This window comes from Prescottella defluvii, assembly GCF_000738775.1.
GTDB classification, from domain to species: Bacteria; Actinomycetota; Actinomycetes; order Mycobacteriales; family Mycobacteriaceae; genus Prescottella; species Prescottella defluvii.
The window spans coordinates 14,831-40,169 of the sequence record NZ_JPOC01000048.1 but is presented as its reverse complement, the minus strand read 5'-3'; the positions used below and the strand labels follow the sequence as shown (position 1 = coordinate 40,169).

The window sequence follows — 25,339 nt, the reverse complement described above, 5'->3', positions numbered from 1 at the left end:
TACGAAAGTCGTTTCGCTCAGATGAGCGCGCCCTCCGGGGGCTCGATCCCCATCAGTGCCCGGGCAGCCAACTGGTAGGTCGGTCCCGGAAGATTGACGGCGTGGTTGAGGCCGGCGTGCGCGTCACGCCACAGTCGCTGCATGGGCTTGTCCGCGCGGATCGCGTTTCCGCCGGTGCGGCAGAACAGGCTGTCGACCGCTTCCACGGCACGCCAGCTGGCACGGACCTGATCGCGACGCGATGCGGCGCGCATCTGCTTCGAAGGGACGCCGCCCTTCGACAGCACGTCGTAGATGCGGTTGACGTTGTCGAGGATCTGCAGTCGGCTCGCCCGGATCTCGGAGGCTGCCTCCGCGATGCTGGGCAGCGTGAACGAGTCCTCGGTGATCTTGGTGCCGAAGGCGTCGGCCCGCTCCCGCTGGTAGTCGAGCGTGGCCGCCAGGGAGCCCTCGCAGATGCCTACCACCGTCGCCGAGACGGCATTGCCGAACAGACTGAACCAGGGCATCCCGTACAGGGGGTTGTCGGCAAGCCCCACCGCCGCGGCCGCAGTGCCGTCCACGACCGTCGAGTACTCGAGCACCCGATACTCGGGAACGAAGGCGTCCTTCACGACGATGTCGTTGGAGCCCGTCCCGCGCAGCCCGACGGTGTTCCACGAGTCGGGGACGATCTCGAAGTCCCCTCGGGGAATCAGGAAGTGGTGGTCACCGGGGAGGGCATCACCGTTCTCGTCGAGGATCAACCCGCCGAGGTGGACCCACGACGCGTGATCGCTACCGGACGAGAACGCCCAGCGGCCACTGAAGCGGTAACCGCCGTCGACCCGGGTGGCCCGACCCAACGCCACGTAGGGCGAGGCGATCCAGGCGTCCTCGTCCTGGCCCCACACCTCTTCCTGCACACGGGGATCCATGACGCCGACCTCCCACGGATGGAGGCCGACGACACCGCCGACCCAGCCGGTGGCCGAGCAGCCCAGCGAGGCGGCGGCCATGACCGCCTCGATGTACTCACCCGGAGTGGATTCCAGGCCGCCGTACCGCTTCGGCTGGAGCATCCGCGTCAGTCCGGTGCCCTTGACCAGTTGCACCGATTCGTCGGGCAGCTTGCCGAGAGTCTCGGCGTCCTCGGCAAGTTCGCCGATCCGGTCCTTGATCTTCTCGAGGTTGTCGAGTACCGCCGTCGTCATCTTTTCTGTCTCACTCACTGCTCGGGGACACCGAGGACCTGGTGGCCCCACATGTCGGGAAAGGGGATGTTGACCGAGGTCCAGGTGTCGGGGTCGACCTCGATCGCACCGGCGCCGACCTCGATCGGGAAGCCTGCCGGGGAATTGACGTAGAACGAGAACATCTCGTCGTTGGCGTGCTGACCGAGCGTCTCGAAGAACTCGCAGCCGGCGGCCTGCGCCCGATCGTGGGCACGACCGACGTCACGGGGGTCCTGCATCTCGACCATGAGGTGGATGAGCCCACCGTGAACGAACCAGGCAGTGCGGTCGCAACCGATCAGCGCCAGACTGTGGTGCCGGGCGTTGGTGTGCAGGAAGTGACCGGGCGTGCCACCCATGTCGGCGAAGTCCGTGAGTCCGAAGCCGAGCGTGCGGCGGTAGAAGCGGTTGCTCTCCTCGAACGGCGCTGCTGCGAGAACGACATGACCGAGCCCCTGCGCGCCGGTCTTGAAGCCGCTGACCGCCACCGGCGAAACGAACGCCTGTTGCGCCACCTGCATGCCCCAATAGAACTCCAGGACATAGCCGGCCGGATCGACCACGCGAATCAGGTCCTCGACACCCCGGCCGGCCGCGAGTCCGTCGACGCGCTCGAACTCGACGCCCGCAGCAACGAGGTCGGCCTCGAGCTGCTCGAGCTCGACGTCGTTGCGCATCTCCCACCCGATGGCCTCGACCCCGTCGACGTCGGCAGCCTGGATCACGATGCGCTGGCACCGCTCGTCGGCCCGGAGCCACAGCTCCTCGTCATCGTTTCGGACGCCGGGGGCCAGACCCAGGATCTGAGTGCCGAACTCGCGCCAAGCACCCAGGTCGGTGGAGTTGACGACCAGATAGCCGAGCGAATGAACCTTCATGTGTGACCTCTTTTAACATCTCAATCTTCTAGCACTTAAATTTGGGTACAGGACACCGACAAGTGCGAGAAGATGGTAGATCTGCGTCATACTGCGCAGATGAGGGAGGGTGACTCACGCCATACTCTAGGCAATGGACCTGATTATGACAAGATCTTCTAGAAGATTAAATGCCTTCAGGGATCCTGAGGAGTCCTCGGAGTCAGCGCAGTCAGCGCAGTCAGCGCAGTCAGCGGAGTCGGCGCAGGACCTCTGCCACCTCGTCCACCGCACCACCCAACTCGGCGCCGGCCACGACGTCCGCCAACTCCTCGGCGCCCGCGTGGCGCAGCATCGCCGGGAGTCGGGTCCGCAACCGGTCCAGCGTCCACGCCTCGGGGTCCCCCTCGGCGAACTGATCGAAACGGACGACCACGTTGCGCTGCTCGTTGTGGCGAACGTAGTGGTAGTGCGGTTCGTTGTCGAAGCAGTCGAACCGCAGCCATTCGCGCCCGTCCGCACTGCCGCACACGTGCACGCAGGCACCACCGTCGTCGATACCCGTGTCGTAGGTCTGATCGGGTCGGCCGCGGTCCAGTGCGTTCGTGTTGATCGCCTCGTCGGACAGCCGCCGCGACTCGACGACGAAGGTCACCGGTCCGGCCGGAATCTCTTGGCAGAACTCGGGATCCATCGGGATGGGCATGACCTCGAAGCTGCGACCCAGCTGGTATGCCTCGATACCGGAAGCGGTTTCGTTCATGACTTCACTCCTTCGCCGGCCCTAGGGCCTGCCACTTGGTTGACAAGGTGCTCACCGCGCAGGAATCGGGTGAGGTTGGTTCGGAACAAACGTTCGACCCCTTCGAGCGCGCGAGCCGGGACGCTCGCACTGTGGGCCGAGATCCGGATGCCGGGTGTGGACCACAACGGGCTGGCCTCGGCCAACGGTTCGACGGTGAACACGTCCAGGGCCGCACGGATCCTGCCTGCAGCACACTCCGCCGCCAAGGCCGCCTCGTCGAGCACACTCCCGCGGCCGACGTTCACCACGAGGGCACCGTCTCGTAGTCGCGCCAGCCGACGCGCGTCGAGCAGGCCACGGGTTTCCGGCCCGTCCGGGACCGCGCAGACCACGACACCGGCACGGGACAGCAGATCGTCCAGGTCACTGTCCGAGTGCTCCGCGACTACGCCCGGGCCCGGTCGATCGGAGGGTCGGCGACGTATCACGCGCACCGATGCGGAGAACACCGACAGCAGTCGCGCAACCTCCTGGTTGATCGCACCGAATCCCAGGAGGAGCACCTCGGCACCACGCAATCCACTGCCGTACATCGGCGTCCATCTGCTGTGCTGTTGTGCCGCCGCCAGTTCCGGGAGCCGTTTCGCGTCCTCCAGAATCCGCGCCAGGACGAACTCGGCGATCTCGGTGGCCGAGGTGCCAGCCGCGTTGGCGACCCGCACGGATCGCTTCTCCAGCTCGGCCAGCGGCAGATGGTCGACCCCGGTGGTCTGACTCTGGACGAACCGGAGGTGCGGCACGGCGTCCAGTTCCTCGAGCCGAAGCTGCTGGGTGAGTAGCACCCGGCACGACTCGAGAACCCCGTCGTCCGCAGCCCGGTCCCAGGTCAGCACCCGGAACTGCGGATGTTCTGCGGCCAGCGCGGCCACGAAACGCGCGATCCGCTCGGCCGATCGGGGTCCGGCGGGTTCACGGACGAGCAAGCTCGGTCGATCATCCACGGTCGCGCCTCCCGTCGAGCTCGATCGGTACGGTACGCAGCTGCGCGAGGTCCGCGGCGCCGAGCAGTCGCATGGTCCGCTCGAGTTCTCCCACGAGCAGATCCAGCACCCGCCCCACACCTGCGCTGCCGGCAACAGCCAGGCCGTACAGGTAGGCACGGCCCACCAGGACTGCGTCGGCACCGAGCGCGACCGCCCTCGCCACGTCGGCGCCGGTTCGCACTCCGCCATCCATCAGCACCGGGACCTGCCCGCCCACCACGCCGAGCACATCGGCGAGACTGTGCAGCGCACCCGGCTGACCGTCGAGCTGCCGGCCGCCGTGATTCGAGACCACGACGCCGTCGGCGCCTTCGGCCACGGCCCTGAGTGCGTCCTCGGGCCGGGTGATCCCCTTGACCAACACCGGCCCTCGCCACCGCTCACGAATCCAAGCGATGTCCGCCCAGGTAGGAACGTCGTCGAAGAGCTCCGCGAGTCCGCCACCTGGCATGCAACGCACCCCGTTGCCCATGCCCAGCGTGGACGGCGAGCGCGCCACGCCGGCGAGCCAGCGAGGACGGGCGAGCACCTGCGGCGACAGTCGGAGCAGCGGAGGCACTCGCCACTTCATGGGCAGCGACAGCCCGTGTCGGGCGTCCCTCGGACGAATACCGGCCACCGAAGTGTCCAGTGTGAGAACGAGATTCCGATATCCGGCCGCGGCGGCGCGGTCGAGCAGTTCCTCGGCTCCGGCACGCCCTCCCAGGAAATACAGCTGGAACCAACCACCGTCGTGGCCACCCTGCTTCGCCACCGTCTCGAGCGAGCGCGTCGCGGTGGTGGACAGCACAGATCCGAGACCCCTCGACGCCGCGGCCCGGAAGACGCCCGGTTCCGCGTCCGGATGAACCGCCCCGGCCATGCCACACGGCGCAGTCAGGATCGGTGCCGCGAACCGCTGTCCGAGCACCTCGCAACCGGTGTCGACCGTGTCCGCGCGGACCCCCACGGGCTGCCGCCACGTCGACGTGGCGAAGGAGTCCAGGTTGCGCTGCGCGCTGACTTCACGTTCCGCAGCCCCCTCGATCACGTCGAATACCGCACGGGGAAGGCGGTTCCGGGCAATCTCCCGGGCGTGGAGAACCGACGTGATCCGGGCCGCACCGGTCCGGCGGCTCAGCCGAGGACCTCAGGCTCGGAACGCAGCAGACTCCGCACTGCGCCACCCCAGTACACCTCGGCTGCCCGTTCCAGGAGCGAGGCCTTCATTCCGACCATCATCGACCTATTCAACCGGCGAGGTTCCATACCCGACACGATCACGTCGTAGGCGAGTCGACATACCCGCTCGAAGGACGCCGCGCGATAGGTCGCCTCGATCGGCGTCTCACCGGTGACCACGACACCGTGGTTGGCCAGCACAGCCACCTTGGCGTCCCCGATCTTCTCGGCGAGATCCTTGGCGAGCAGTGGCGTGTCGATCTCTCCGTTGTATTCCTCCACGAAGACCATGTCGTCGAGGTACATGGACCCGGTCTGGTGCAGCAGTTCGGGGAGGACTCCGAGCGCAGCCAGGACGCACACGTGGTACGGGTGGTTGTGCACCACGACTCGGGCGTCCGCGCGCACGCGGTGCAGTTCGGTGTGGATGTGGATCGCCGGGGTGACGTCCCAGCGCCCGGACACCACCCGGGCGTCCTCGTCGACCACGCAGAGGTCGCTCGCCGTCACCTCGTCCCACCACAATCCCCACGGGTTCACCAGCATGTCGGTGTCACCCGGGCGTTGCCAGGTGATGTGGCCTGCCATGTTCTCGCTGAATCCCTCGCGGGCGAGCAAGCGGAAGGCGAGTGCCAGGGCCTGCTCGTCGGACAGGACTTCAGCGGTCACCGGGGGCATCACCGAGGGAGCCCACACTTCCAGCCCGCCCTTGCGCGGTACGTCGGGTGCAGTCATGGGTGTTTCCTCCTGTGTGGATGAATCGGATCGGCCGCTGCGCGACCGGACGGGGTCGCGTCGGCGCCGGGGCAACTCGGGCACGCGCTTTCTTTCTCGGAGACGAGGTCGCCGCCCGCCTCCCGAGTCGCCGCACCCATCCCTGCGGCACATCTGTGAGACGTAGGGAGCACGGTCGAATAATGTTCTAAATCTTTTAGGTGACCATGTCAACCTTGTTAGCCTGATCGTCACCAGTTGCGAGTTGTTCTCCCAGTAGACCGCCCGTCTATTGTGAGAATCATTCAAACGATTCCCAGGGAGGTACCCGAGTTGCTACCAGCTCCGCAGATCGCATTCCTGAGCCTGTCGGCGGCACGCGACCCGCAGTCGCATCGCGCCGCGAACGAGTGGCATCAGCTCGACCATCGGCCGGAGAACCTGGCCCTGGCCGGCGTCGCATGGGGCGAGCGGTTCGTCCTGCCCCCGGCGGCAGCAGCAGACGCCGACGCACGCGGATCGTTCAGCGACTTCCACTACGCCAACCTGTACTGGCTCGACGGCCCGCACACCACCAGCATTCAGACCTGGGCCGACTTCGCGGAACAGTCCCACCGGGAGGGCCGCCGTCCGGACATCGATCTGCTCGACCGCCCCTACATGGGCTTCTTCCGCCTGGCCGGCACCGCAGCGTCACCCGGCTCCAGGATGTCGGCGCGATCGTTGTGCTTCCGCCCCAACACCGGACTCCTGCTGTTCGTCACCTCGGTACCCGAGTGCTCGCCCCGGACCGAGGTGCATGCACGGAACCGCAGGGAACTCGACGACGTCGTCCCCGCCATGGCAGCAGTGCCCGGCATCGCGACCGTCTGGTGCCTCGAGAGCGACTCCGGCCTGGCGCCGGCCGAATGGGCGAGCCGGGAGTCGGCACCGGCAACGACGGAGGAACACCGGCTTCGGGTGATCGTCGCGGCCACCGAGGTCGACCCCGCACCCGTCGTCCTGGCGAGACTGCGTTCGGACCACCCCTCCATCCTCGCCACACTCGACGACCTTCTCGGACGCACCGAATTCCGTGGCGCGATGGAAACCATCACGCCATGGAAGTGGGACTGGTTCGACGAGGTGTCCGGATGAGTGAGACCGGCGGAACAGGGCGCGGCCGTCGGCCCACGAACTCGGTCGAAACTACCCGGTTGCGCACAACGGGACGACACGGTCGTAGGTTGGTGAAACATCACCCCGTCCGTCCACCTGCTGACGCTGCTGCTGCAGAGAGGAAGTCATGAACAATTCCGTTGGCGGACCACCCACCACCGGCGTGCGGTTCGCCAGACTGGCCGAGCAGATCGCCGATGACCTGCGAGAACGCCTGCTCGTCGGCGATCTGGCCGATGCCACGGAACTCCCCGTCGAGGAGACACTGCGCACCCACTACGCGGTCAGCAAACCGACCTTCCGTGAAGCGGTCCGCGTCCTGGAGGCCGAGGGCATGATCACGGTACGCCGCGGCGCGATCGGGGGCGCCGTCGTGCATCGCCCGGATGCCGAGCACGTGGCGTACACACTCGGCCTGGCGCTGTCGGGTCGAGGGGTGAACATCAGCGACATCGCCGCAGCGCTCCGCGCCGTCGAACCCAGCTGCGCCGAAGCCTGCGCGCTGCGCGAGGACCGCGACCGGGAAGTGCTTCCGGTACTACGACGGCTGCACGAGCGCTCCCTGAAGGTCGTGGACAACCTCGTGGAGGTCACGGCCCTGTCCCGACTGTTCCACGAAGCCATCGTCGATCTGTGCGGAAACGAGTCGCTCGGCATCCTCGCGGGAGCCCTGGAGTCACTGTGGAGCTCGCACGAGTCGTCCTGGGCCCAACGCGACCAGCACCTGACGGATATTCCACGAGCCGAACGACTCGAGGCGCTCGAGGAACACCGCCTGCTCATCGAGTACATCGCCGCAGGTGAAGCCGAGAAGGCCAGACAACTCGCCTTGCACCACCTGACCCATTCCCAGCAGTACCCCACCGAGAACGGCAACGAAGACGTCTCCATCTCGCCGACCGCCGCACGTCAGCGGTTCATCGCGACGTCCAGCTGAGATCGAGGCCCTGCAACGCCGTCGTTTCCGAATCGACGCCCGCCCGGCCCGGCGCGCATTCCCCACCCGGACCCCGACCGCCTGTGACAACATGTGCTGTCCGTGCACCTGGCTACGATTCGTGACCAGGTGCACGCAAAGGTTTCGCAGCGGGTGCGAACCAATCGCACCGACGGGGGTCGGTGGACATGGGGAGTGGGGGCTGTGGCAGCTGATCGATCGGCAATCGAGGCCGGCGGGCGATCACCGCGGGCCGAGCGATTCCTGCTGAACCGCCCGCGCCTGTTCGAGTTGTTGTCGAAACCGATGGCATTGACCGTCGTCCGCGGGCCGCGCGCCGCGGGAAAGACCGTGCTCCTGAGAACTTGGGCCCGGGCACGACCCGACTTCACCGGAACGGTGATCGAACGGGGCACCCCGGCGCCGGACGTGTCACCGAATGATTACTGGGACAGTGTGTCCCGGGAAATCGACGCGACGCCCCAGAGTGACCCCGACGACCCGATCGTCCTGCTGCTCGACGACGTCGACCGACTCCAGGACCCGGACACCGAGTCCCGTGTCCTCGACCTGCTCGAGGGTGACGACCGCCTGCACGTCGTCGTCACGACCCGGTCCACGGCCTTCTTCGACGACGCCACGATGCTCGACGTCGACGGGCTGACGATCGCCCCCACGGATCTGCTGTTCACTCCCGCCGAATCGCAGGCCGTATTGCAGGCTCGCGGAATCGATTTGGCGCCGCATCTCCTCGAAACGGTTCAGACCGTGACGGCGGGACTCCCGGCGCTCGTGCGGGCCGCCGTCTCCGTCGCCCGCCCGTTCGGCACCGACTACGAGGAGAGTCGGGAACTCGCCCGCCGAGCCCTGGAACGATCGATCGACCGCTACGTCGACAGGGAGATCCTGGGCGATCCGGACCTCGTGGAGCTGCGGGACTTCATGTTGACGACGTCGGCAGCGAAGACCCTCACCGTCGACGTCGCCGCGATGTTGACCGAGGATCACGCGGACGGTTGCGCCGCCGATCGGCTCCGGGAGCTCGAAGCGGCCGGTGTGCTCGTCCGTCTGCCGTGGCCGAAGGACACGGAATGGCGGTACCCCCCGCCGATCCGCGAGTCCCTGATGCGCGAGGTCCGCAACGAGGCCCCCGAGGGCCCGCTGCGCGCGTCGAGCGACCTGGCCCGGTGGTCGATGCAGCAGGGCGATGCCGCTCAGGCGCTCACCTACGCCGTCGACGGGCGGGACTGGGAGCAGGCGGTGTCGATCCTCAAAGCCAACTGGGTGGATCTGATCTCGCGACACTTCCGCCTGGTCCGCGACAGCCTGGCGGGACTGCCCGAGGACGTGGCCGCCGACGACGTCACGATCCGGGCCGGCCGGGAACTGTTCCTGCGCTTCGGCACCGATTCCGCTCAGCTGCCCGATCTCGCGCCGGCGACCGTCGACGTCGACGTGGCGGCGCGCGGCCCCGCGGTCGCGGACGTGCTCTCGGTCAGCAGCGTGCAGTCGTTCATCCTGCGGATCGCCGGCAACTTCACCCAGGCGTCGGAGCTGACGACGCGGATGTCGGAGCTCGGAGACCGCACGGTCGAGGTGCAGCCTGACGCGGTGGCGGCATTCCTTCCCCTGCTGCGTCTGCAGTGGGGTATCACGCACCAGTTGCACGGCGACCTGCCCCGATCGTCGGCCGAACTCCGCCGCGCCTACACCAGCACCCGCCCGGCCGGAACCGAGTTCGTGGCCCGCAACGCCGCCGGCAGCCTCGCACTCAACTACGCGCTGACCGGCGAGCTGGGCCACGCCGAGACCTGGCTCGAGCGGGAACGCCGGCACGCGGATGCCGGGGCCTGGGTCGCCTCGATGGTCCGGGTCGGGGGCCTCGTGGCCGGTGCGCTGGTCGCGCTGGACCGGATGGAACTCGACGTCGCGGCCAAGGCCCTCGCCGAACTGGGCGCCCTGCCGGACGACGAGGAGCTGTGGGCGTTCGCGCTGTACGCGCACTGCCAGCTGGAACTCGTGACCGGGCAGGCCGGAGCGGGACTCGACCGCCTGCACCGGGCGATCGCGGTCTACGAACGCTGGTTCACTCCCGGATCGATCGCGGCGCGCCTGCTCACCGCGGCGGAGGCGGACCTGTACTCGGCGCTGGGGCGAGGCAACGAAGCCTGGCGAACCGTCGAGAAGACACACGGCCGAGGTCCGTGGACCTACATGGCCCGGGCTCGCATGAACCTCTCGAGCGGACACCCGGCGGCAGCACTGGCGGACTGTGTGCGACCCGCCGTCACCGACTGCACCCATCCGCGGATCCGGATGGAGTCGGCACTGATCCAGGCCGCCGCCCACCTGGATCTGTCGCACGAGACCCAGGCCCGGTCGATGCTGCAACGGGCGGTCGCACTGTTCGGCCAGACCGGGTTGGTCCGCCCGTTCGCGTCACTGCCGTCCGGACGCATCGCACAGATGTCGGCGCTGGGCGTGGCACTGCCGGAGCAGTGGCTCGCCGCGGTTCCGCCTCCCGAGTCGGCGGTCTTCCCGGACCTGATCAAGCTGGTGGACCTGAGCGACCGTGAGTCCGCGGTGTTGAATGTCCTGGCGTCGACGTCGTCGGTCGCCGAGATCGCCGGCACGCTGTTCGTCTCCCAGAACACCGTCAAGACCCAGCTGCGCAGCGTCTACCGCAAGCTGGGCGTCCATTCGCGCGCCGATGCGCTGCTCACCGCGGCCCGGCTCGGGCTCATCGGCGCCCCGCCCGAACCGGCGGGCTGACCCGAAGGTTCGTGGGCTGAACCCGGCATGTTCGGGGGCCACATCGGGCGGGGAATAGATCCGTTCCTGGGGTGTTGAGTTACGGTGCACTAGTTGAATCATCAACTAATAGATCTGAGGAGGGCTCCATGCCTGCCGTGACCGTCGACAACATCCTCGCGCTGCCCCGCATCGAGGCGGCCGACCCGGCTGCCGCCGATCGTCCCGTTCTGGGCATCGTCACGGCCCCGGTCGGCTACGAGGGCGAGGGCTTCCCCGTCCGCCGCGCCTTCGCCGGCATCGAGTTGGCCCACCTCGACCCGTTCATCCACATGGACCAGATGGGCGAGGTGAACTACGCGCCGGGTGAGCCGAAGGGCACCCCGTGGCACCCGCACCGCGGCTTCGAGACCGTCACCTACATGATCGACGGGATCATGGAGCACCAGGACTCCAACGGAGGCGGCGGCACCATCGGCGGCGGCGACACACAGTGGATGACCGCCGGCGGCGGCATCCTCCACATCGAGACCCCGCCGGAACACCTCGTGATGAGCGGCGGCCTGTTCCACGGCGTCCAACTGTGGGTCAACCTCCCCAAGAGCAACAAGCTGGCCGCACCCCGCTACCAGGACATCTCCGGCAGCAAGGTCGCACTCCTCTCGAGCCACGACGGCGGCGCACTGGTCCGGGTGATCGCAGGCGAGGTCGCCGGGCACCAGGGGCCGGGTTCGACGTACACCCCGATCGCGCTGTCGCACACGACCGTCGCGCCGGGCGCGAGTGTGACCCTGCCGTGGAACCGCGACTTCAACGCGATCGTCTACGTCCTCGCGGGCGACGGATTCGTCGGCGCGGACCGTCGGCCGATCGCGTCCGGCCAGACGGCCGTCTTCGGCCGCGGTGACTCGATCACGATCGCGGCCGCCGACACGCAGGACTCGCGCACCGAGTCGCTGGAGGTGTTCATTCTCGGTGGGCAGCCCATCCGCGAACCCATCGCGATGGCCGGTCCGTTCGTCATGAACACCAAGGCCGAGGTCATGCAGGCGTTCGAGGATTTCCAGGCCGGCCGCCTCGGTTCCATCCCCGCCTCGCACGAGTCACTCGACTGATCCGGGAGACCGAAACCAATGACAGTGGCGGGCAACTGATCACGGACCACGGCGATTTCCTCGCCTCGGCGATCGGTTCGCCCGTCACTCGTCTGTGAACACTCCGACACCGATTCGACACCACTGATTCGGCGCTGACGGGTTGCACTTCGTACGCTGGTCACGCGACAGCGCGAAAGCCCCGAACGCGACTGTCACCGAGGAGGACCGCATGCCCGCTCTCACCACGCCCCACATCGACGTCCACCGCTCGGGCGACCGCCTGAAGACCCGGATCCAGTGGCTGGACTCGAAGCACTCGTTCTCGTTCGGCCATCATTACGACCCGGACAACACCCACCACGGTCTGCTGCTGGTGAACAACGACGACATCGTCGCCCCCGGACAGGGTTTCGACACTCACCCGCACAAGGACATGGAGATCGTCACCTGGGTGCTGCGGGGATCGCTGGTCCATCAGGACTCCATCGGCCACTCCGGCATCATCTACCCCGGCCTCGCCCAGCGGATGAGCGCCGGCACCGGAATCCTGCACTCGGAGAAGAACGACTCGTGGCGGTTGCAGGGTGACGAGCACACCGAACCGGTGCACTTCGTCCAGATGTGGGTCGCACCCGACGAACCCGGCATCACCCCGGGATACGAACAGCTCGAGATCGACGACGAGCTGCTCGCCGGCGGGCTCGTGCCGGTGGCGTCGGGCATGCCGCAGCATCGGGACCACGCGGCGATCCGCATCAAGAACAAGTACGCGTCGCTGCACGCCGCGCGCCTGCAGCCCGGCAAGGCGGTGCGGATCCCGGAGGCGCCCTTCGTGCACGTGTTCGTGGCGCAGGGCACCGCGGAGATGGAGGGGGTCGGCACCCTCTACGAGGGCGACGCCGTCCGGCTCAGTTCGTCCGGCGGGCAGTCCGTCACCTCCGAGATCGGTGCCGAGATCCTGGTTTGGGAGATGCACGCCCGTCTCGGCGGCTGAGAACCCGCGAGTCCGTCGCCCATCCCCCTGGTAACGAGGAGGGCATGACACCGGTTTCCACCGCGCCGCGCGGTATCGACCCGCTCAACACCGTGATGGGCGTGCAGACCCTCGCAATGAATGCGGCGGGCGCCCGCTTCGAACAGTCCGTCGGCCCCCGGTTCCACGACCACACCGGGCGGACGACGCTCGGATCGGTGGGGGTCGTCGCCGACGACGCGGTCGCCGGTGCGTTCTACGCGTCGGTGCCGGCGGGCAGTCGCACGGTGGTCTCGCAGCTCGTCGTGACAGCCGCCGCGCCGCTTCCCCGCACCGGCGTGGTGACCGCGTCGGCGTCGACGACGCACCTGGACCTCGCCGCCGGCACCGGCGTCAGCAGCGGCGATATCCGCGGTGCGGACGACCGGGTCGCCGCGGTACTGCGTGCCCGCAGCTTCGTCGTCTCCCGACCGTCGCAGGTCGACCTGCACTACGGTCCCGCTGCCGACCTCGTCGTCCCCGAACCCGAGACGGCCACGCCTCAGGACGAACTCTCGACGATGCCGGGACTGGCGATCGTCGAGGGCATCGCGGTCGGGAGCGTGCGCCGCGGTCCGCTCGCCGGCCTGGTGGATCTGACAGTCGTCAAGGCGGCGCGGGGCACCGTCACCGCGCAGATGAACCCCAGGGCATGGATGAGCAACGAGATCGGCACCGTGCAGGGCGGTGCGCTGCTGACGGTCGCCGACCTCGCCGCCGGACTCGCGGCGCAGACACTCACCGAACCGGGCACCTCGTTCCGGACCTTCGACGCGCACCTCGACCTCGTCCGCTCCCCCGCCGTCGACGGTCCCCCGATCCGCGTGGACACCGAGGTCGTCCGGGCGGGTCGGCGGCTTGCGCTGATCGAGACCCGGCTGTCGAGCGCGGACGGCGGACTGCTCGTGTCCGCTCGGGCGAGCGTGCAACTGGGATAGCGGTTCGGTGACCGGGCGCGGTGGTGGTACACAGGACCGATGACCGCGACAGCCTCGGACGTTCCCGCCACCGACACCCCTCCCGAGCGGCTCGACCGGCTCAATCTGCTGATGGGCGTCGAGGCGCGCGAGGTGCGGCCCGGACACCTGGTGCTCGCGCAGGAGGTCGGTCCGCGCTTCCACGACCACCGCGGACACACGATCCTCGGATCCGTGGGTGTGCTCGCCGACGCGTGCCCGGGCGGTTCGCTGGGCAACTCGATTCCTGCCGGTGCCGGAATGGTGCTGTCGCAGATGTCGGCGACCCTCGCCGCACCGATGCCGACCCACGGCTTCGTGGTGGCGACCGGCGACGCCGTCCACCTCGACGCCGACATGGGTCTCGCGGCCGGCGCGATGCACGACGGTGACGGCAACACGGTGGCGGTCCTGCAGTCCCGTGGCGTCCTCGTCACGCGCCCGCGCGCCGCCGCCGACACCGTGCTCAGCGGGCAGCGCCTGCCGGTGCCCACACCCGAGGCGTGCGCGGCCCCCGACGAACTGTCCGGGCGTGCCGGGCTGGACATCGTCGACGGCCTCGCGTCCGAGCAGATCGCCCGCGGCCCGCTCGCCGGGATGCTCGATCTGCGCCTGGTGGACGTCGAACGCGGTTCGCTGACCGCGACATTCGCGCCGCGGGACTGGATGAGCAACCCGCTCGGCTCGATCCAGGGCGGTGTCCTGATCACGGCGGCCGACCTCGTGAACGGTCTTGTCGCACAGACTCTCACCGCGACCGATCAGCAGTACCGGATCCTGGACCTGCGCATCGACTTCGTCCGCTCCCCCGCCATCGACGGTCCCGACATCCGCGCCGAGGCCGAGGTCGTGCGAGCCGGACGCCGCCTCGCGCTCATCGAATCGCGCCTGATCGACGGCTCCGGGCAGGTCCTGATCCGGGCGGCCGCGAGCGCGCAGTTGCTCTGACGGAGCGCACCCCATGAACCGGGACGTGGAACTGAGTCGGCTGCGCATCAGCCGACGTCGGGCACTGGCCCTGGGCGGCACGATCAGCCTGAGCGGTCTGCTGGCGGCGTGTGCCGGTGACCCCGACGGTGCGGCGACGGCCACCGCACCGACCACCACGGTCCCGAGCGACATCGATCCGCAACTGCTGGCGCTGCTCGACGGCGCACCGCGTTGCGTTATGGCGGTCGAGGAGACGCAGGGCCCGTACTGGTTCGACGTCGACTCGATCAGGCGCGACATCCGCGAGGACCGGCCGGGCCTCGAGGTAGCGCTGGCGCTGCGCGTGCAGGACGTGCGGAACTGCGGCCCCGACGGCGGTGCGCCCGGGATCGCGAACGCGGTCGTCGAGATCTGGCACTGCGACGCCGGCGGCGTGTACTCCGGCTACGAGGCCGACTCGGTCGCGGCGAACAGCGGAACCCCGTCCGCCGGCGGCGCCCCGTCGATCATCACGATGTCCGACGGGTCGTACAGCCGGGGCGACGGCCAGATCGCCCCCACCGACGACGGCACCTACCTGCGCGGCGCGCAGACCACCGACGCCAACGGCATCGCCCAGTTCACGACGATCTTCCCCGGCTGGTACACCGGCCGCACCGTGCACATCCACCTCAAGGTGCACATCGACCGCCGGACCGTGCTGACCACCCAGTTGTACGTCGACGACGCGCTGAGCGACGCCGTTTTCGCCGGCGTCGCGCCGTACACCGCTCACCCCGGACGCGACACCCGCAACGACACCGACGTGATCTTCCACGACACCGGGCTCATGGCAGCCGTCCGCGAACCCGACCGGGTCCTGGCCGCGATCAATCTGGGGCTCGACGTCTGATTCGCTGTTCCCAGGCAACTCACAGCGGACGTCCAGCCTCACACCAGCCCACTCGCCCACGATGGTTCTCGAATCATTTGCTGCGAGGAAGGATGCCGCGTGAACAAGGACGTGGAACTGAGCCGGCTGCGGATCAGCCGACGTCGGGCGCTGGCGCTGGGCGGAACCGTCAGCCTGACCGGACTGCTCGCGGCCTGTAGTGGTGGCGGTGGTTCTTCGACGGCCACCACGACGTCGGCGGCTGCGTCCTCTGCGTCGTCGGCGGGCTCGACCGGGACCGTCGACGCGCAGTTGCTGGCCCTGCTCGACCAGGCACCGCGATGCGTCATGGCGGTCGAGGAGACGCAGGGCCCGTACTGGTTCGACGTCGACTCGATCCGCAGCGACATCCGCGAGGACCGACCGGGCCTCGAGCTGAACCTCGCGATGCGGGTGCAGGACCTCGTGAACTGCAGCGCCGACGGCAGCGCGGGCGCGGTCGCGAACGCGGTCGTCGAAATCTGGCACTGCGACGCCGGTGGCGTGTACTCGGGCTTCGAGTCCGGTTCCGTCGCCGCCAACCAGGGCGGCGGCATGGGCGGGCCCGGTGGCGGCATGGGCGGACCGCCGCCCGGCGGTACGCCCCCGGAAGGAATGCCGGAAGGTGGTCCGGGTGGCCGGAGCGGTCAGCCGCCGCAGGGCGGGATGGGTGGCATGGGCGGATCGGGTGAGACGTCGGACGGCTCGTACAGCGTCGGCGACCAGGAGGCGACCACCACCGACGACGGCACCTACCTGCGCGGCGCGCAGACCACCGACGCCGACGGCATCGTGCGCTTCACGACGATCTTCCCCGGCTGGTACACCGGCCGCACCGTGCACATCCATCTCAAGGTGCATGTCGACAAGAAGACCATCCTCACCACGCAGCTGTACTTCGACGATGCCCTCAATGACGAGGTGTTCTCCACCGTCTCGCCGTACACCGACCACACCGGCCGCGACACCCGCAACGCCGGCGACGGCATCTTCGACGAGGCCGGCCTCATGGCGACGTCGCGACAGTCGGATCGGATGCTGGCGGCGATCAATCTCGGCATCGACGCCTGACGCCCGTTGATCCTGAAGGATTTCCGTCGCCTGGCGAGAGGAATCCTTCAGGATCACCGGCGGGAACCGATGTGTGACCGCCGCCGTCCAACCGGGCATGACGCTGCACCGCATTCACGCGACGATGGCCCGGCAGGACGGCGTCATCACACTCGCGCAGGCCGTCGACGCGGGCATGACCGACGCCGCCGTGACCCGACGCGTCAAGTCCGGCGAATGGCGGCGCCTGAGCACGGGCGTGTACCTGCGCGCCGATCGCACCGTGACCGCCGCGGTGTCGCTGCGCACTGCGGTGTACGCCGCCGGAGAGGGCGCGGTCGCGTGCGGTCCGAGCGCCGCGTGGTGGCACGGACTGCTCGACCGTCCGCCGCAGCAGCAGCGGGTCACCATCCCCACCTCCCGATCGGTGCTTCGACGCGACGGCGTCCGGATTCGGCGCCGCGACCTGGGCTGGGTCGACACCTCCACCAGTCGGCACCTGCGGGTGACGGGTCTTCCGCTGTCGGTGCTCGAGGCCGCCGTCGAACTGCGCGACGGTTCGGCGCTGATGGACCGCGCGCTGCAACGGCACACGACACTGCCGGCGCTCGAGGCCGTCCACCAGCGACACCTCGGTCGTCGCGGCAGTGCGGACGCGGGCCTGATGCTTCACGCCGCCGGGGAGGGCGGCGCGTCGGAGGCGGAGCGGATGCTGCACCGTCTGCTGCGGCGGCACGGGCTCACCGGGTGGCGTCCTCACGTGATGAGCTGCGGCTTCGAGATCGACGTCGCGTTCCCGTCCGAACGAGTGGCGATCGAAGTGGACGGCTGGGCGTGGCACCGCGACGTCGAACGGTTCAACCGCGACACGGAACGGCAGAACGTCCTCGTCAACGCCGGCTGGCACGTCCTGCGGTTCACGTGGCATCACCTCCGCAACGATCCCGAGAACGTGCTGGCACAGATCCGCCGGGCACTCGCGCGCCGATCCTGAAGGATTTCCGTCGCCTGGCGAGAGGAATCCTTCAGGATCGGCCGACTCCGTCGACGCGGTGTAAAGATGGAGCCATGACGACTGCGCAGCATTCCGGCATCGATCTCACCCATCTCGACACGGGCACGCGCCCGCAGGACGACCTGTTCGTGCACGTCAACGGCAAGTGGCTGGACGAGTACGAGATCCCGGCCGACCGTGCGGTGGACGGCGCGTTCCGCACGCTGTACGACCGGGCCGAGGAGGACGTGAAGACGCTCATCCAGGAGGCGGCCCAGTCCGGCGCGGCGCACGGCACCGACGCCCAGAAGATCGGCGACCTGTACTCGAGTTTCATGGACGCCGACGCCGTCGAGGCTGCCGGGCTGTCCCCGGTCGCCGGGGAGCTGTCGGCGGTCGCGAACGCGAAGGATCTGTCCGAATTGGCGGGGATCCTCGGGGGCCTGCAGCGCACCGGCGTGGCCGGCGCGATCGGCCAGTACGTCGACACCGACGCCAAGGATTCGGCGCGCTACCTGGTGCACTTCATTCAGTCCGGGATCGGGCTGCCCGACGAGTCGTACTACCGCGAGGACAATTACGCCGAGATCCGGGATGCGTACCTGGCGCACATCCGGGCGATGTTCGAACTGGCCGGGATCGAGTACGACGCGCAGCGCGTGTTCGACCTCGAGACCGCGATCGCCGCCGGCCACTGGGACGTCGTCAAGCGTCGGGACGCGGAGCTGAACTACAACCTGGTGACGCTCGACGACCTACAGAGCCGGTACAGCGGATTCGACTGGGCCGCCTGGATTTCCGGGCTGGAGGCGACGCCGGAGCAGCTCGCCGAGATCGTGGTGCGCCAGCCCACCTTCGTCGAGACGTTCACCGAGCTGTGGACGTCGCGTCCGATCGAAGACTGGAAGGCGTGGGCGACGTGGAAGATCCTGCATTCGCGGGCGCCCTACCTGACGGAGGCGATCGTCGCGGAGGACTTCGCCTTCTACGGCAAGACCCTCAGCGGCACGCAGGAGAACCGTGAACGGTGGAAGCGCGGCGTCTCGCTGGTGCAGGACCTGCTCGGTGAGGCCGTCGGCAAGCAGTACGTCGAACGCCACTTCCCGCCGCAGTCCAAGGCGCGCATGCAGGAACTGGTGGCGAATCTGCAGGAGGCGTACCGCCGCAACATCTCCGACCTCGAGTGGATGAGCCCGGAGACTCGGCGGGCCGCGCTCGCGAAGCTCGAGAAGTTCACCCCGAAGATCGGCTACCCGGACAAGTGGCGTGACTACTCGGCCGTCGAGATCGACCCGGCCGATCTGGTCGGCAACTACCGCAGCGGCTACGCCGCGGATCACGATCGCGACATCGCCAAGCTCGGCGGCCCGGTCGACCGTGACGAGTGGTTCATGACCCCGCAGACGGTCAACGCGTACTACAACCCGGGCATGAACGAAATCGTCTTCCCCGCAGCGATTCTGCAGCCGCCGTTCTTCGATCCGGAGGCCGACGACGCCGCCAACTACGGCGGTATCGGCGCGGTGATCGGGCACGAGATCGGGCACGGCTTCGACGATCAGGGCGCCAAGTACGACGGCGACGGCAACATGGTCGACTGGTGGACCGACGACGACCGCACCGAGTTCGGCAAGCGCACCAAGGCACTCATCGAGCAGTACAACGAGTTCGAGCCCAAGGACCTTCCGGGGCACAATGTCAACGGCGAGTTCACGATCGGCGAGAACATCGGCGATCTGGGTGGCCTGTCGATCGCGCTCGAGGCGTACCGCATCGCCACCGAAGGCACCGAGGTTCCGGTGCTCGACGAACTGACCGGACTGCAGCGCGTGTTCTTCGGCTGGGCGCAGGTGTGGCGGACCAAGGCGCGCAACGAGGAGGCACTGCGGCGATTGGCGGTCGACCCGCACTCGCCGCCGGAGTTCCGCTGCAACGGCGTCATCCGCAACCTCGACAGCTTCCACGAGGCATTCGACGTGAAGCCGGGCGACGAGCTCTATCTGGAACCCGACCAGCGCGTCAAGATCTGGTAGTTCGCAGTTCCGACCTGGGCGGGTCGCCGGTCCCGTGACCGGCGGCCCGCCCTTGTCGTGGACTACGAGGAACTTAGGCAGTCGAACCAACGCTGACAGGCGGATCCGTGGGGAGCACCATGGGAACGGACCGAATTTCGATCCCGTAGTGCTCCATTGACGTTCTCCATCGACGATGAGGTGACCGCGGTGGCAGAGGTTCCCATCGGCCCCGAAACCCCTTCGGAGTCCGTCGAACACAGTGGCTATCACCAGGAACTGAAGCGGACACTCGGGTCGTTTCAGGTGTTCGCGATCTCGTTCGCGTTCATCTCGGTGGCGGTCGGCATCTTCGGTACGTACGACGACGTCCTGCAGAACGCGGGGCCGGTCGGGATCTGGCTCTGGGTCGTCGTCGCGGCCGGACAGATCCTGGTGGCGCTCGTGTACGCCCAGTTCGCCGCCCGCATCCCTCTCAGCGGCTCCACATACCAGTGGGCGTCGCGGCTGGCGAACCCGAGGATCGGCTGGGGGTTCGGCTGGCTCACCGTGTGTTACCTGTCGTTCGGCGTCGTCGCGGTCGACAACGCCCTGGCCAGCCAGGCGTTCATGCCGCTGTTCGGCATCGCGGAGGACGAGGGCACCGCGCGCCTGATCACGCTCGCGATGGTCCTCGCGCAGGCCCTGCTCGTCGTGTTCTCGACCCGCATCGTCGCGATGATCAACGCGAGCGCGGTGGGACTCGAACTGGTGATCGTGACAGTGCTGACGATCGCGCTCGTCGTGGCGGTGGTGGTCACCGGCAACGGGGCGGTCGACAATCTCACCTCGCGCGGTGTCACCGAGAACGCACCCGACTACTTCGCGATCGGTGGCGGACTGATGGGCGCGATGATCATGGGCCTGGCGACGCTGGTGGGCTTCGACGCCGCGGCGAACCTCGCGGAGGAGGCAAAGGATCCCTTCCGCAGCGTCCCGCGCGCAATCGTGGGGTCGGTCGTGGCGGCATCGCTGCTGGGGTTCGTGTTTCTGATCGCGCTCACCGTCGCGATCGACGACGTCCCGCGGATCAGCGAGAGCGCCTCCCCGGTCGCGGCGATCATGCGCGATCAGCTCGGCCCAGTCGTGGAGCGGATCCTGCTGATCGCGATCACGTTCGCCTTCTTCGGTGCCGGGATGGTGACGATGGCCGCGTGCTCTCGGATCGTCTTCGCGATGGCCCGCGATTCCCGTTTTCCCGCCTCGCAGTTGATGCGGCGGATCGATCCGCGCACGCAGACCCCGGTTCCGGCGACCATCCTGATCTGCGTCGTCGCGGTCGTATTGATGCTCGCGTTGCCGGGTGACGCGCTGCTGAAGCTCATCGTTGCCGGGACGATCCTCACGGTGATCGTCTACGGCGCCACGATCGTGCTGTATCTGGCGGTCCGCGGGCGGCTGGACCGCAAGGTCGGCGCGTTCAACCTCGGGCGGTTCGAACTGCCGGTGGCGATCGGCGCGCTGGTGTGGATGGTGATCGTGCTGTTCGTGGTCGTGTCACCATCGGAGGCGCGTGTGCCGGTGGCGCTGGTGGTGGGCCTCATCGTTGTCGGCGCGGTGTACTTCGTGTGGCTGTGGCGATTCCACCGCGACGTGCTCGAGACCGAGCCCGGCGACGTCAGCGTATTCGAGCACTGACGGCGAGTGAACGCCCTAGCGCGCGTACATGATCACGCCGACGCCGCACAGGCAGATCGCGGCCCCGATGATGTCGTAGCGGTCGGGCCGGAAGCCGTCCATCACCACCGCCCACAGCAGCGAACCCGCCACGAACACACCGCCGTACGCGGCGAGGATGCGTCCGAAGTTGGCGTCGGGCTGCAGTGTCGCGACCAGGCCGTAGATACCGAGCGCGATCATCCCGGTACCGACCCACAGCCAGCCGCGCTGCTCGCGCACGCCCTGCCACACCAGCCAGGCCCCGCCGATCTCGAACAGCGCGGCCAGGACGAACAGCAGGATCGAGCGTGTCACGGTCATGGAAGGGATTATGCGCCAGATCCTCCCGCCGGAGATCTCGACGGTTGCTGTCCGGACCGGGCAGATTGTCCAGTAATCGTGAAGCCCTGAGATTCCGCGCACCGGTTGGGAGGATAGGCCGATGGATGCGATTCCTCCGGTGCGACCTGCGCGGGGCGAGGGCCGGCCCGGCCGCAACTCCGGCTGGTGGGTCGTTGCATCGACGATCACCGTCGCTACTGTGAGTGTTGTTGCGGTGCTGGTTCGTCCGTCCCCGGCGGCCGTGATTCTGGGCGCGACGATGATGACGGTGGGCGCCGGCCTCGTGGTTGCCGGCCAGCATCGAATGCATCTGGAAAACCGCGGCATGCGACTTCCATGGTTCGGGCCACCGCCGAACAGTCCGCGGCACTGGGACTGCCTGCGGGGCACGGGTGGCCCGATGCTGATGTCCGGGACGTTGCCGGTCGCGCGCACGCTCGAATCCGTGCCGACCCTCGCCCTTCCGCTCGGAATCACCGCCGCATTCATAGCGATCACGACGCTGACACAGATCTTGCACAACCGCGGCTCTGTGGCGTCCAGCTGACGCCGAACGACGAAAGCGCTGCGCGTGTCGTACTCGCGCAGCGCTTTCTCGAACGTCAGATCAGCGGTTCCAGTCCCCCAGCCCGTCGGCGCCGCTGAGGATTCCGCCGGCGGTGTTCTGCACGATCACCGGGTCGCCCTTCCTGGCGTTCTCGAAGAACCACTTGCCGTCCTCGGTGCTGACGTTGAGGCAGCCGTGGCTGACGTTCCGGTGTCCCTGGTCGCCCACCGACCACGGGGCGGCGTGGACGAAGATGCCGCTGTAGGAGATTCGCGTCGCGTACTCGACGTACGTGCGGTAGCCCTCGGGGGAGTCGATCGGCACCCCGTACGTGGACGAGTCCATGTACATGTCGCGGAACTTCTCGCCGACGATGTAGGTGCCGTTCGGGGTCTCGTAGCCGGGCTTGCCGAGCGAGGTCGGCATCGTCTTGACGACCGCACCGTTGCGGGTGACGGTGATCTGCTTGGTGTTGTCGTCGGCGACGGTGACGAGGGCGTCGCCGATCGAGAACGTGGAGTGCGAGTCGCCGGCCTGGACGCTGACCTGGATGTTGGCCGGCCAGAACTGGGTGGGCTTCCAGCGGACCTGCTTGTCGCCTGTCCAGTAGAAGTGTCCCTCGACCGGCGGATCGGTGGTGACGCGGATGGCGCGCTCGGCGACGGCGCGGTCACCGATCGGCTCGTTGAAGCGGATGATGATCGGCTGCGCGACGCCGACGACCTCGCCGGGTGCCGGGTTCAGCGACGGTGCCGAGAAGTTCGCGGGACCGATCGGCGGCGGGGCCGACACGACCAGTCCCGGCGGCAGGAACGCCTGCACCTCGCGCGGCAGTTCGAATCCCGGCGGCAGCACCAACGGTGGTGTGGGGAGCTGCGGCAGTTTCACCTCGGGAAGGGCGAAGGTGGGCAGCTGGAGGCCGGGGATCTCCGCGCTGCCGGGAGCCGGTGGCGCGGCCTGTGCGGGGGCCACCAACACGGCGCCTGCCGCGGCGGCCCCGACGACGAGAGCGGCGGCTCGGGCGAACCAGCGTCTCGAACCCTGTCCTGCGATCGATTTCCCGGTCATGCGCCCATCCCCTCGTTCGACGACACCGTGCGGGCGCCACCGCGATCGGCGGACGCCCGATACATCTCATTTAGACATATCGGGCGTTCGCCGACAACACCGACCCGCTGTCAGCCGGCCGCGCCCTCGCCGCGAGCGGCATCGAGCATTGCGACCAGATCGACGATCTTGGTGCGGGAACGTCCGCTCTCCGCGCCGAGTGCGCGCTCCTTCTTGTCGATGCGCTGCCAGCCCTGGAAGTCGATGGCGTCGGGCTGCCGCTCGCCGATCAGTTCCCCGAGGTGCTCACGCTCGTCGGTGGGCTGAGCGAGCAGTCCGGCCGAGAAGTCCGACAGCAGCATGTCCACGGTGGCCGCGGAACAATGCTTGTTGGTGCCGATGACGCCGGTGGGCCCGCGCTTGATCCAGCCGGCGACATAGACACCGCTCACCGGGGAACCGGTCTCGGGGTCGACGACCCGGCCGTTCTCGTTGGGGACGACGCCACGACGTTCGTCGAACGGCAGGTCGGCGATGGGCAGGCCCTTGTAGCCGATGGACCGCAGCACCAGCCCGGTGGAGAGCGTCTCGGTGCGATCGGTGGCGTGGGCACCGAGCTTGCCGGACTCGTCGGCGACCAGTTCGTTGCGGACCAGGCGCAGTTCCTCGACGCGGCCGTCGCCACTGATCTCAACCGGAGAGGCGAGGTACCGCAACACGATCCGCTTGCGGCCGTCGGTGGTGGTCCGCTTCGCGAACTCCTCCACCTGACGGACCTTCAGCTTCTCGGACGGCTCGGAGTCCGGTCCGTCGACCCAAGCCCGGCTGGCCGCGTCGAGGATCGCCTCGTCCGGGTCCACGACGATGTCGACGTCGGCCATCTGGCCCAACGCGATCAGCTCGGGATTGGTGTACGCGGCCTGCGCTGGCCCGCGACGGCCGACGATGACGACCTCACGGATGTTGCTGTGGCGCAGCGCCTCCACGGCATGCTCGGCCATGTCGGTCTTGGCCAGCTCGTCGGGATCGGTGACGAGGATGCGGGCGACGTCGAGCGCGACGTTGCCGTTGCCGATGATGACTGCGCGCTCGGCCGACAGATCGAAGTCGTGGTTCGCGTAGTCGGGGTGACCGTTGTACCAGGCGACGAACTCGGTGGCGGCGTGGGAACCGGGCAGGTCCTCGCCGGGGACCCCGAGTCGACGGTCGCTGGCCGCGCCCACCGCGTAGATGACGGCGTGGTGGTGCGCGAGGAGCTCGTCGTGGCTGACGTGCTGTCCGACCTCGACGTTGAAGTGGCACTGCACGGACCGCTTGCTCATCGCCGACCGGAACACGTCCGCGACACCCTTGGTACCCGGATGGTCGGGCGCGACGCCGGCGCGGACGAGTCCGTACGGGGTGGGCAGGCGGTCGAACATGTCGACCTCGACGCGCGGGCGAGCGGTGAGTTCGATCGCGGCGTAGCAGGCTGCAGGTCCGGAACCGACGATCGCGACACGCAGTGTCCCCAGCGCGGGATCGAGCGGCTTGGGCTGGGCCAGTTCCGGCCAGTCCGGCCCGATGGGGTGCTTCTCGAAGTACGCGGCATTGATCTCCGGGTACAGGGAGTGCGCCTCGCTGAGTTCGTTCTCACCGAAGATCGCGTCGACGGGGCACTCGTCGACACATGCACCGCAGTCGATGCATGTCTGCGGATCGATGTAGAGCATCTCCGTCGTGGCGAACTCCGGCTCGTCCGGAGTCGGATGAATGCAGTTGACGGGACAGACGTCCACGCATGATGCGTCGTTGCAGCATGCCTGCGTAATCACATAAGCCACAGTTCTTCCCTACCTGTGAGTGCCCGGACCGAAATCTCTCGATCTCGACCCAAGACTATAACGTGTTTCAGTTTGGGTCGAGGTTCCGTTGTACCGGAAATCGAGCGGACGCGCCCGGACGCGGGTCGGCTCACTCCAGCCGGAAGCCGACCTTCAGCGTCACCTGAGTGTGCGCGACGGCGCCGTCCTCGATGTGACCGCGGGTCTCGACGACTTCGAACCACTCGAGATTGCGCATCGTCTCGTTCGCGCGTCCGACGGCGTTCGCGATCGCGGCGTCGACGCCGTCGGGTGACGATCCGACGATCTCGATGACCCGGTAGACGTGGTTGCTCATCGCC

23 protein-coding genes are annotated in these 25,339 nt (G+C 68.1%); 13 read left to right on the top strand and 10 right to left on the bottom strand.

The window, feature by feature from the left end:
- Positions 1-17: 17 nt before the first annotated feature.
- The 6 genes from IJ15_RS0117600 to IJ15_RS0117575 form a co-directional block, all read right to left on the bottom strand.
- Complete coding sequence (locus tag IJ15_RS0117600; RefSeq protein ID WP_031939660.1) at positions 18-1,193, bottom strand: acyl-CoA dehydrogenase family protein; 1,176 nt, start codon at positions 1,191-1,193, stop codon at positions 18-20.
- Positions 1,194-1,207: 14 nt separating this feature from the next.
- The gene (locus IJ15_RS0117595) at positions 1,208-2,092 is read right to left on the bottom strand and encodes a VOC family protein (protein ID WP_051919094.1); all 885 of its coding nucleotides are present in this window, start codon (positions 2,090-2,092) and stop codon (positions 1,208-1,210) included.
- A gap of 229 nt (positions 2,093-2,321) precedes the next feature.
- Complete coding sequence (locus IJ15_RS0117590) at positions 2,322-2,834, bottom strand: DUF7700 domain-containing protein (RefSeq protein ID WP_031939658.1); 513 nt, start codon at positions 2,832-2,834, stop codon at positions 2,322-2,324.
- Positions 2,831-3,817, bottom strand: coding sequence for an NAD(P)-dependent oxidoreductase (locus IJ15_RS0117585; RefSeq protein WP_051919091.1), 987 nt, complete (start codon positions 3,815-3,817; stop codon positions 2,831-2,833). The genes IJ15_RS0117590 and IJ15_RS0117585 overlap by 4 nt, the downstream gene beginning before the upstream one ends.
- Positions 3,810-4,925: an alpha-hydroxy acid oxidase gene (locus tag IJ15_RS0117580; RefSeq protein ID WP_269321486.1), complete on the bottom strand. Its 1,116-nt coding sequence runs from the start codon at positions 4,923-4,925 to the stop codon at positions 3,810-3,812. The genes IJ15_RS0117585 and IJ15_RS0117580 overlap by 8 nt, the downstream gene beginning before the upstream one ends.
- Positions 4,926-4,975: 50 nt before the next feature.
- A complete protein-coding gene (locus IJ15_RS0117575; RefSeq protein WP_031939655.1) occupies positions 4,976-5,755 on the bottom strand; it encodes a class II aldolase/adducin family protein in 780 nt (259 codons plus the stop codon).
- A 312-nt stretch (positions 5,756-6,067) separates the two neighbouring features.
- Here IJ15_RS0117575 and IJ15_RS0117570 point away from each other — a divergent pair, with 312 nt between their 5' ends.
- The 12 genes from IJ15_RS0117570 to IJ15_RS0117515 all read left to right on the top strand — a co-directional run bounded on the left by IJ15_RS0117570 (position 6,068) and on the right by IJ15_RS0117515 (position 21,218).
- Positions 6,068-6,871 carry a hypothetical protein gene (locus IJ15_RS0117570; protein WP_031939654.1) on the top strand — a complete coding sequence of 268 codons (804 nt, stop codon included), beginning with the start codon at positions 6,068-6,070 and terminating at the stop codon, positions 6,869-6,871.
- 148 nt (positions 6,872-7,019) lie between these two features.
- A complete protein-coding gene (locus IJ15_RS0117565; RefSeq protein WP_051919086.1) occupies positions 7,020-7,829 on the top strand; it encodes a FadR/GntR family transcriptional regulator in 810 nt (269 codons plus the stop codon).
- Between the two features lie 204 nt (positions 7,830-8,033).
- Positions 8,034-10,601: a helix-turn-helix transcriptional regulator gene (locus tag IJ15_RS0117560; RefSeq protein WP_031939652.1), complete on the top strand. Its 2,568-nt coding sequence runs from the start codon at positions 8,034-8,036 to the stop codon at positions 10,599-10,601.
- Between the two features lie 128 nt (positions 10,602-10,729).
- Positions 10,730-11,695 (top strand): pirin family protein, encoded by a 966-nt coding sequence (locus tag IJ15_RS0117555; protein ID WP_031939651.1) that lies wholly within the window; start codon positions 10,730-10,732, stop codon positions 11,693-11,695.
- Positions 11,696-11,906: 211 nt separating this feature from the next.
- The gene (locus tag IJ15_RS0117550; protein ID WP_031939650.1) at positions 11,907-12,671 is read left to right on the top strand and encodes a pirin family protein; all 765 of its coding nucleotides are present in this window, start codon (positions 11,907-11,909) and stop codon (positions 12,669-12,671) included.
- 44 nt (positions 12,672-12,715) lie between these two features.
- Positions 12,716-13,627, top strand: coding sequence for a PaaI family thioesterase (locus tag IJ15_RS0117545; RefSeq protein WP_031939649.1), 912 nt, complete (start codon positions 12,716-12,718; stop codon positions 13,625-13,627).
- A gap of 39 nt (positions 13,628-13,666) precedes the next feature.
- Positions 13,667-14,593 (top strand): PaaI family thioesterase, encoded by a 927-nt coding sequence (locus tag IJ15_RS0117540; RefSeq protein ID WP_031939648.1) that lies wholly within the window; start codon positions 13,667-13,669, stop codon positions 14,591-14,593.
- A 13-nt stretch (positions 14,594-14,606) separates the two neighbouring features.
- On the top strand, positions 14,607-15,467 hold the full coding sequence (locus IJ15_RS0117535; protein ID WP_031939647.1) for an intradiol ring-cleavage dioxygenase: 861 nt from the start codon (positions 14,607-14,609) through the stop codon (positions 15,465-15,467).
- A 99-nt stretch (positions 15,468-15,566) separates the two neighbouring features.
- Positions 15,567-16,556 carry an intradiol ring-cleavage dioxygenase gene (locus IJ15_RS0117530; RefSeq protein ID WP_031939646.1) on the top strand — a complete coding sequence of 330 codons (990 nt, stop codon included), beginning with the start codon at positions 15,567-15,569 and terminating at the stop codon, positions 16,554-16,556.
- A 73-nt stretch (positions 16,557-16,629) separates the two neighbouring features.
- The gene (locus tag IJ15_RS0117525) at positions 16,630-17,529 is read left to right on the top strand and encodes a type IV toxin-antitoxin system AbiEi family antitoxin domain-containing protein (protein WP_331281032.1); all 900 of its coding nucleotides are present in this window, start codon (positions 16,630-16,632) and stop codon (positions 17,527-17,529) included.
- 74 nt (positions 17,530-17,603) lie between these two features.
- Positions 17,604-19,562, top strand: a complete 1,959-nt coding sequence (locus IJ15_RS0117520; protein ID WP_031939644.1) for a M13 family metallopeptidase — start codon at positions 17,604-17,606, stop codon at positions 19,560-19,562.
- Between the two features lie 189 nt (positions 19,563-19,751).
- On the top strand, positions 19,752-21,218 hold the full coding sequence (locus IJ15_RS0117515) for an APC family permease (RefSeq protein ID WP_031939643.1): 1,467 nt from the start codon (positions 19,752-19,754) through the stop codon (positions 21,216-21,218).
- Between the two features lie 15 nt (positions 21,219-21,233).
- On the opposite strand, the gene IJ15_RS0117510 is transcribed toward IJ15_RS0117515, so the two are convergent.
- A complete protein-coding gene (locus tag IJ15_RS0117510) occupies positions 21,234-21,560 on the bottom strand; it encodes a YnfA family protein (RefSeq protein WP_031939642.1) in 327 nt (108 codons plus the stop codon).
- Positions 21,561-21,681: 121 nt separating this feature from the next.
- On the opposite strand from IJ15_RS0117510, the gene IJ15_RS0117505 reads away from it, so the two are divergent.
- Complete coding sequence (locus tag IJ15_RS0117505) at positions 21,682-22,128, top strand: hypothetical protein (RefSeq protein WP_156112135.1); 447 nt, start codon at positions 21,682-21,684, stop codon at positions 22,126-22,128.
- Between the two features lie 60 nt (positions 22,129-22,188).
- Here the strand turns inward: IJ15_RS0117505 and IJ15_RS0117500 are convergent, their stop codons facing one another.
- The 3 genes from IJ15_RS0117500 to IJ15_RS0117490 all read right to left on the bottom strand — a co-directional run bounded on the left by IJ15_RS0117500 (position 22,189) and on the right by IJ15_RS0117490 (position 25,335).
- A complete protein-coding gene (locus IJ15_RS0117500; RefSeq protein ID WP_031939640.1) occupies positions 22,189-23,196 on the bottom strand; it encodes a L,D-transpeptidase in 1,008 nt (335 codons plus the stop codon).
- A 110-nt stretch (positions 23,197-23,306) separates the two neighbouring features.
- Entirely contained in the window at positions 23,307-24,998 is a 1,692-nt protein-coding gene (locus IJ15_RS0117495; protein ID WP_031939639.1) for an FAD-dependent oxidoreductase, read from the bottom strand.
- Between the two features lie 130 nt (positions 24,999-25,128).
- A complete protein-coding gene (locus IJ15_RS0117490; RefSeq protein WP_031939638.1) occupies positions 25,129-25,335 on the bottom strand; it encodes a dodecin in 207 nt (68 codons plus the stop codon).
- Positions 25,336-25,339 lie beyond the last annotated feature (4 nt).

What these genes read in the sequence shown, in the direction of transcription:
- IJ15_RS0117595 (WP_051919094.1), bottom strand. Translation starts at nt 2,092, where the DNA reads ATGAAGGTTCATTCGCTCGGCTATCTGGTCGTCAACTCCACCGACCTG.
- IJ15_RS0117500 (WP_031939640.1), bottom strand. Translation starts at nt 23,196, where the DNA reads ATGACCGGGAAATCGATCGCAGGACAGGGTTCGAGACGCTGGTTCGCC.
- IJ15_RS0117540 (WP_031939648.1), top strand. Translation starts at nt 13,667, where the DNA reads ATGACCGCGACAGCCTCGGACGTTCCCGCCACCGACACCCCTCCCGAG.
- IJ15_RS0117520 (WP_031939644.1), top strand. Translation starts at nt 17,604, where the DNA reads ATGACGACTGCGCAGCATTCCGGCATCGATCTCACCCATCTCGACACG.
- IJ15_RS0117505 (WP_156112135.1), top strand. Translation starts at nt 21,682, where the DNA reads ATGGATGCGATTCCTCCGGTGCGACCTGCGCGGGGCGAGGGCCGGCCC.
- IJ15_RS0117510 (WP_031939642.1), bottom strand. Translation starts at nt 21,560, where the DNA reads ATGACCGTGACACGCTCGATCCTGCTGTTCGTCCTGGCCGCGCTGTTC.
- IJ15_RS0117545 (WP_031939649.1), top strand. Translation starts at nt 12,716, where the DNA reads ATGACACCGGTTTCCACCGCGCCGCGCGGTATCGACCCGCTCAACACC.
- IJ15_RS0117555 (WP_031939651.1), top strand. Translation starts at nt 10,730, where the DNA reads ATGCCTGCCGTGACCGTCGACAACATCCTCGCGCTGCCCCGCATCGAG.
- IJ15_RS0117550 (WP_031939650.1), top strand. Translation starts at nt 11,907, where the DNA reads ATGCCCGCTCTCACCACGCCCCACATCGACGTCCACCGCTCGGGCGAC.
- IJ15_RS0117535 (WP_031939647.1), top strand. Translation starts at nt 14,607, where the DNA reads ATGAACCGGGACGTGGAACTGAGTCGGCTGCGCATCAGCCGACGTCGG.
- IJ15_RS0117565 (WP_051919086.1), top strand. Translation starts at nt 7,020, where the DNA reads ATGAACAATTCCGTTGGCGGACCACCCACCACCGGCGTGCGGTTCGCC.
- IJ15_RS0117590 (WP_031939658.1), bottom strand. Translation starts at nt 2,834, where the DNA reads ATGAACGAAACCGCTTCCGGTATCGAGGCATACCAGCTGGGTCGCAGC.
- IJ15_RS0117490 (WP_031939638.1), bottom strand. Translation starts at nt 25,335, where the DNA reads ATGAGCAACCACGTCTACCGGGTCATCGAGATCGTCGGATCGTCACCC.
- IJ15_RS0117600 (WP_031939660.1), bottom strand. Translation starts at nt 1,193, where the DNA reads ATGACGACGGCGGTACTCGACAACCTCGAGAAGATCAAGGACCGGATC.
- IJ15_RS0117575 (WP_031939655.1), bottom strand. Translation starts at nt 5,755, where the DNA reads ATGACTGCACCCGACGTACCGCGCAAGGGCGGGCTGGAAGTGTGGGCT.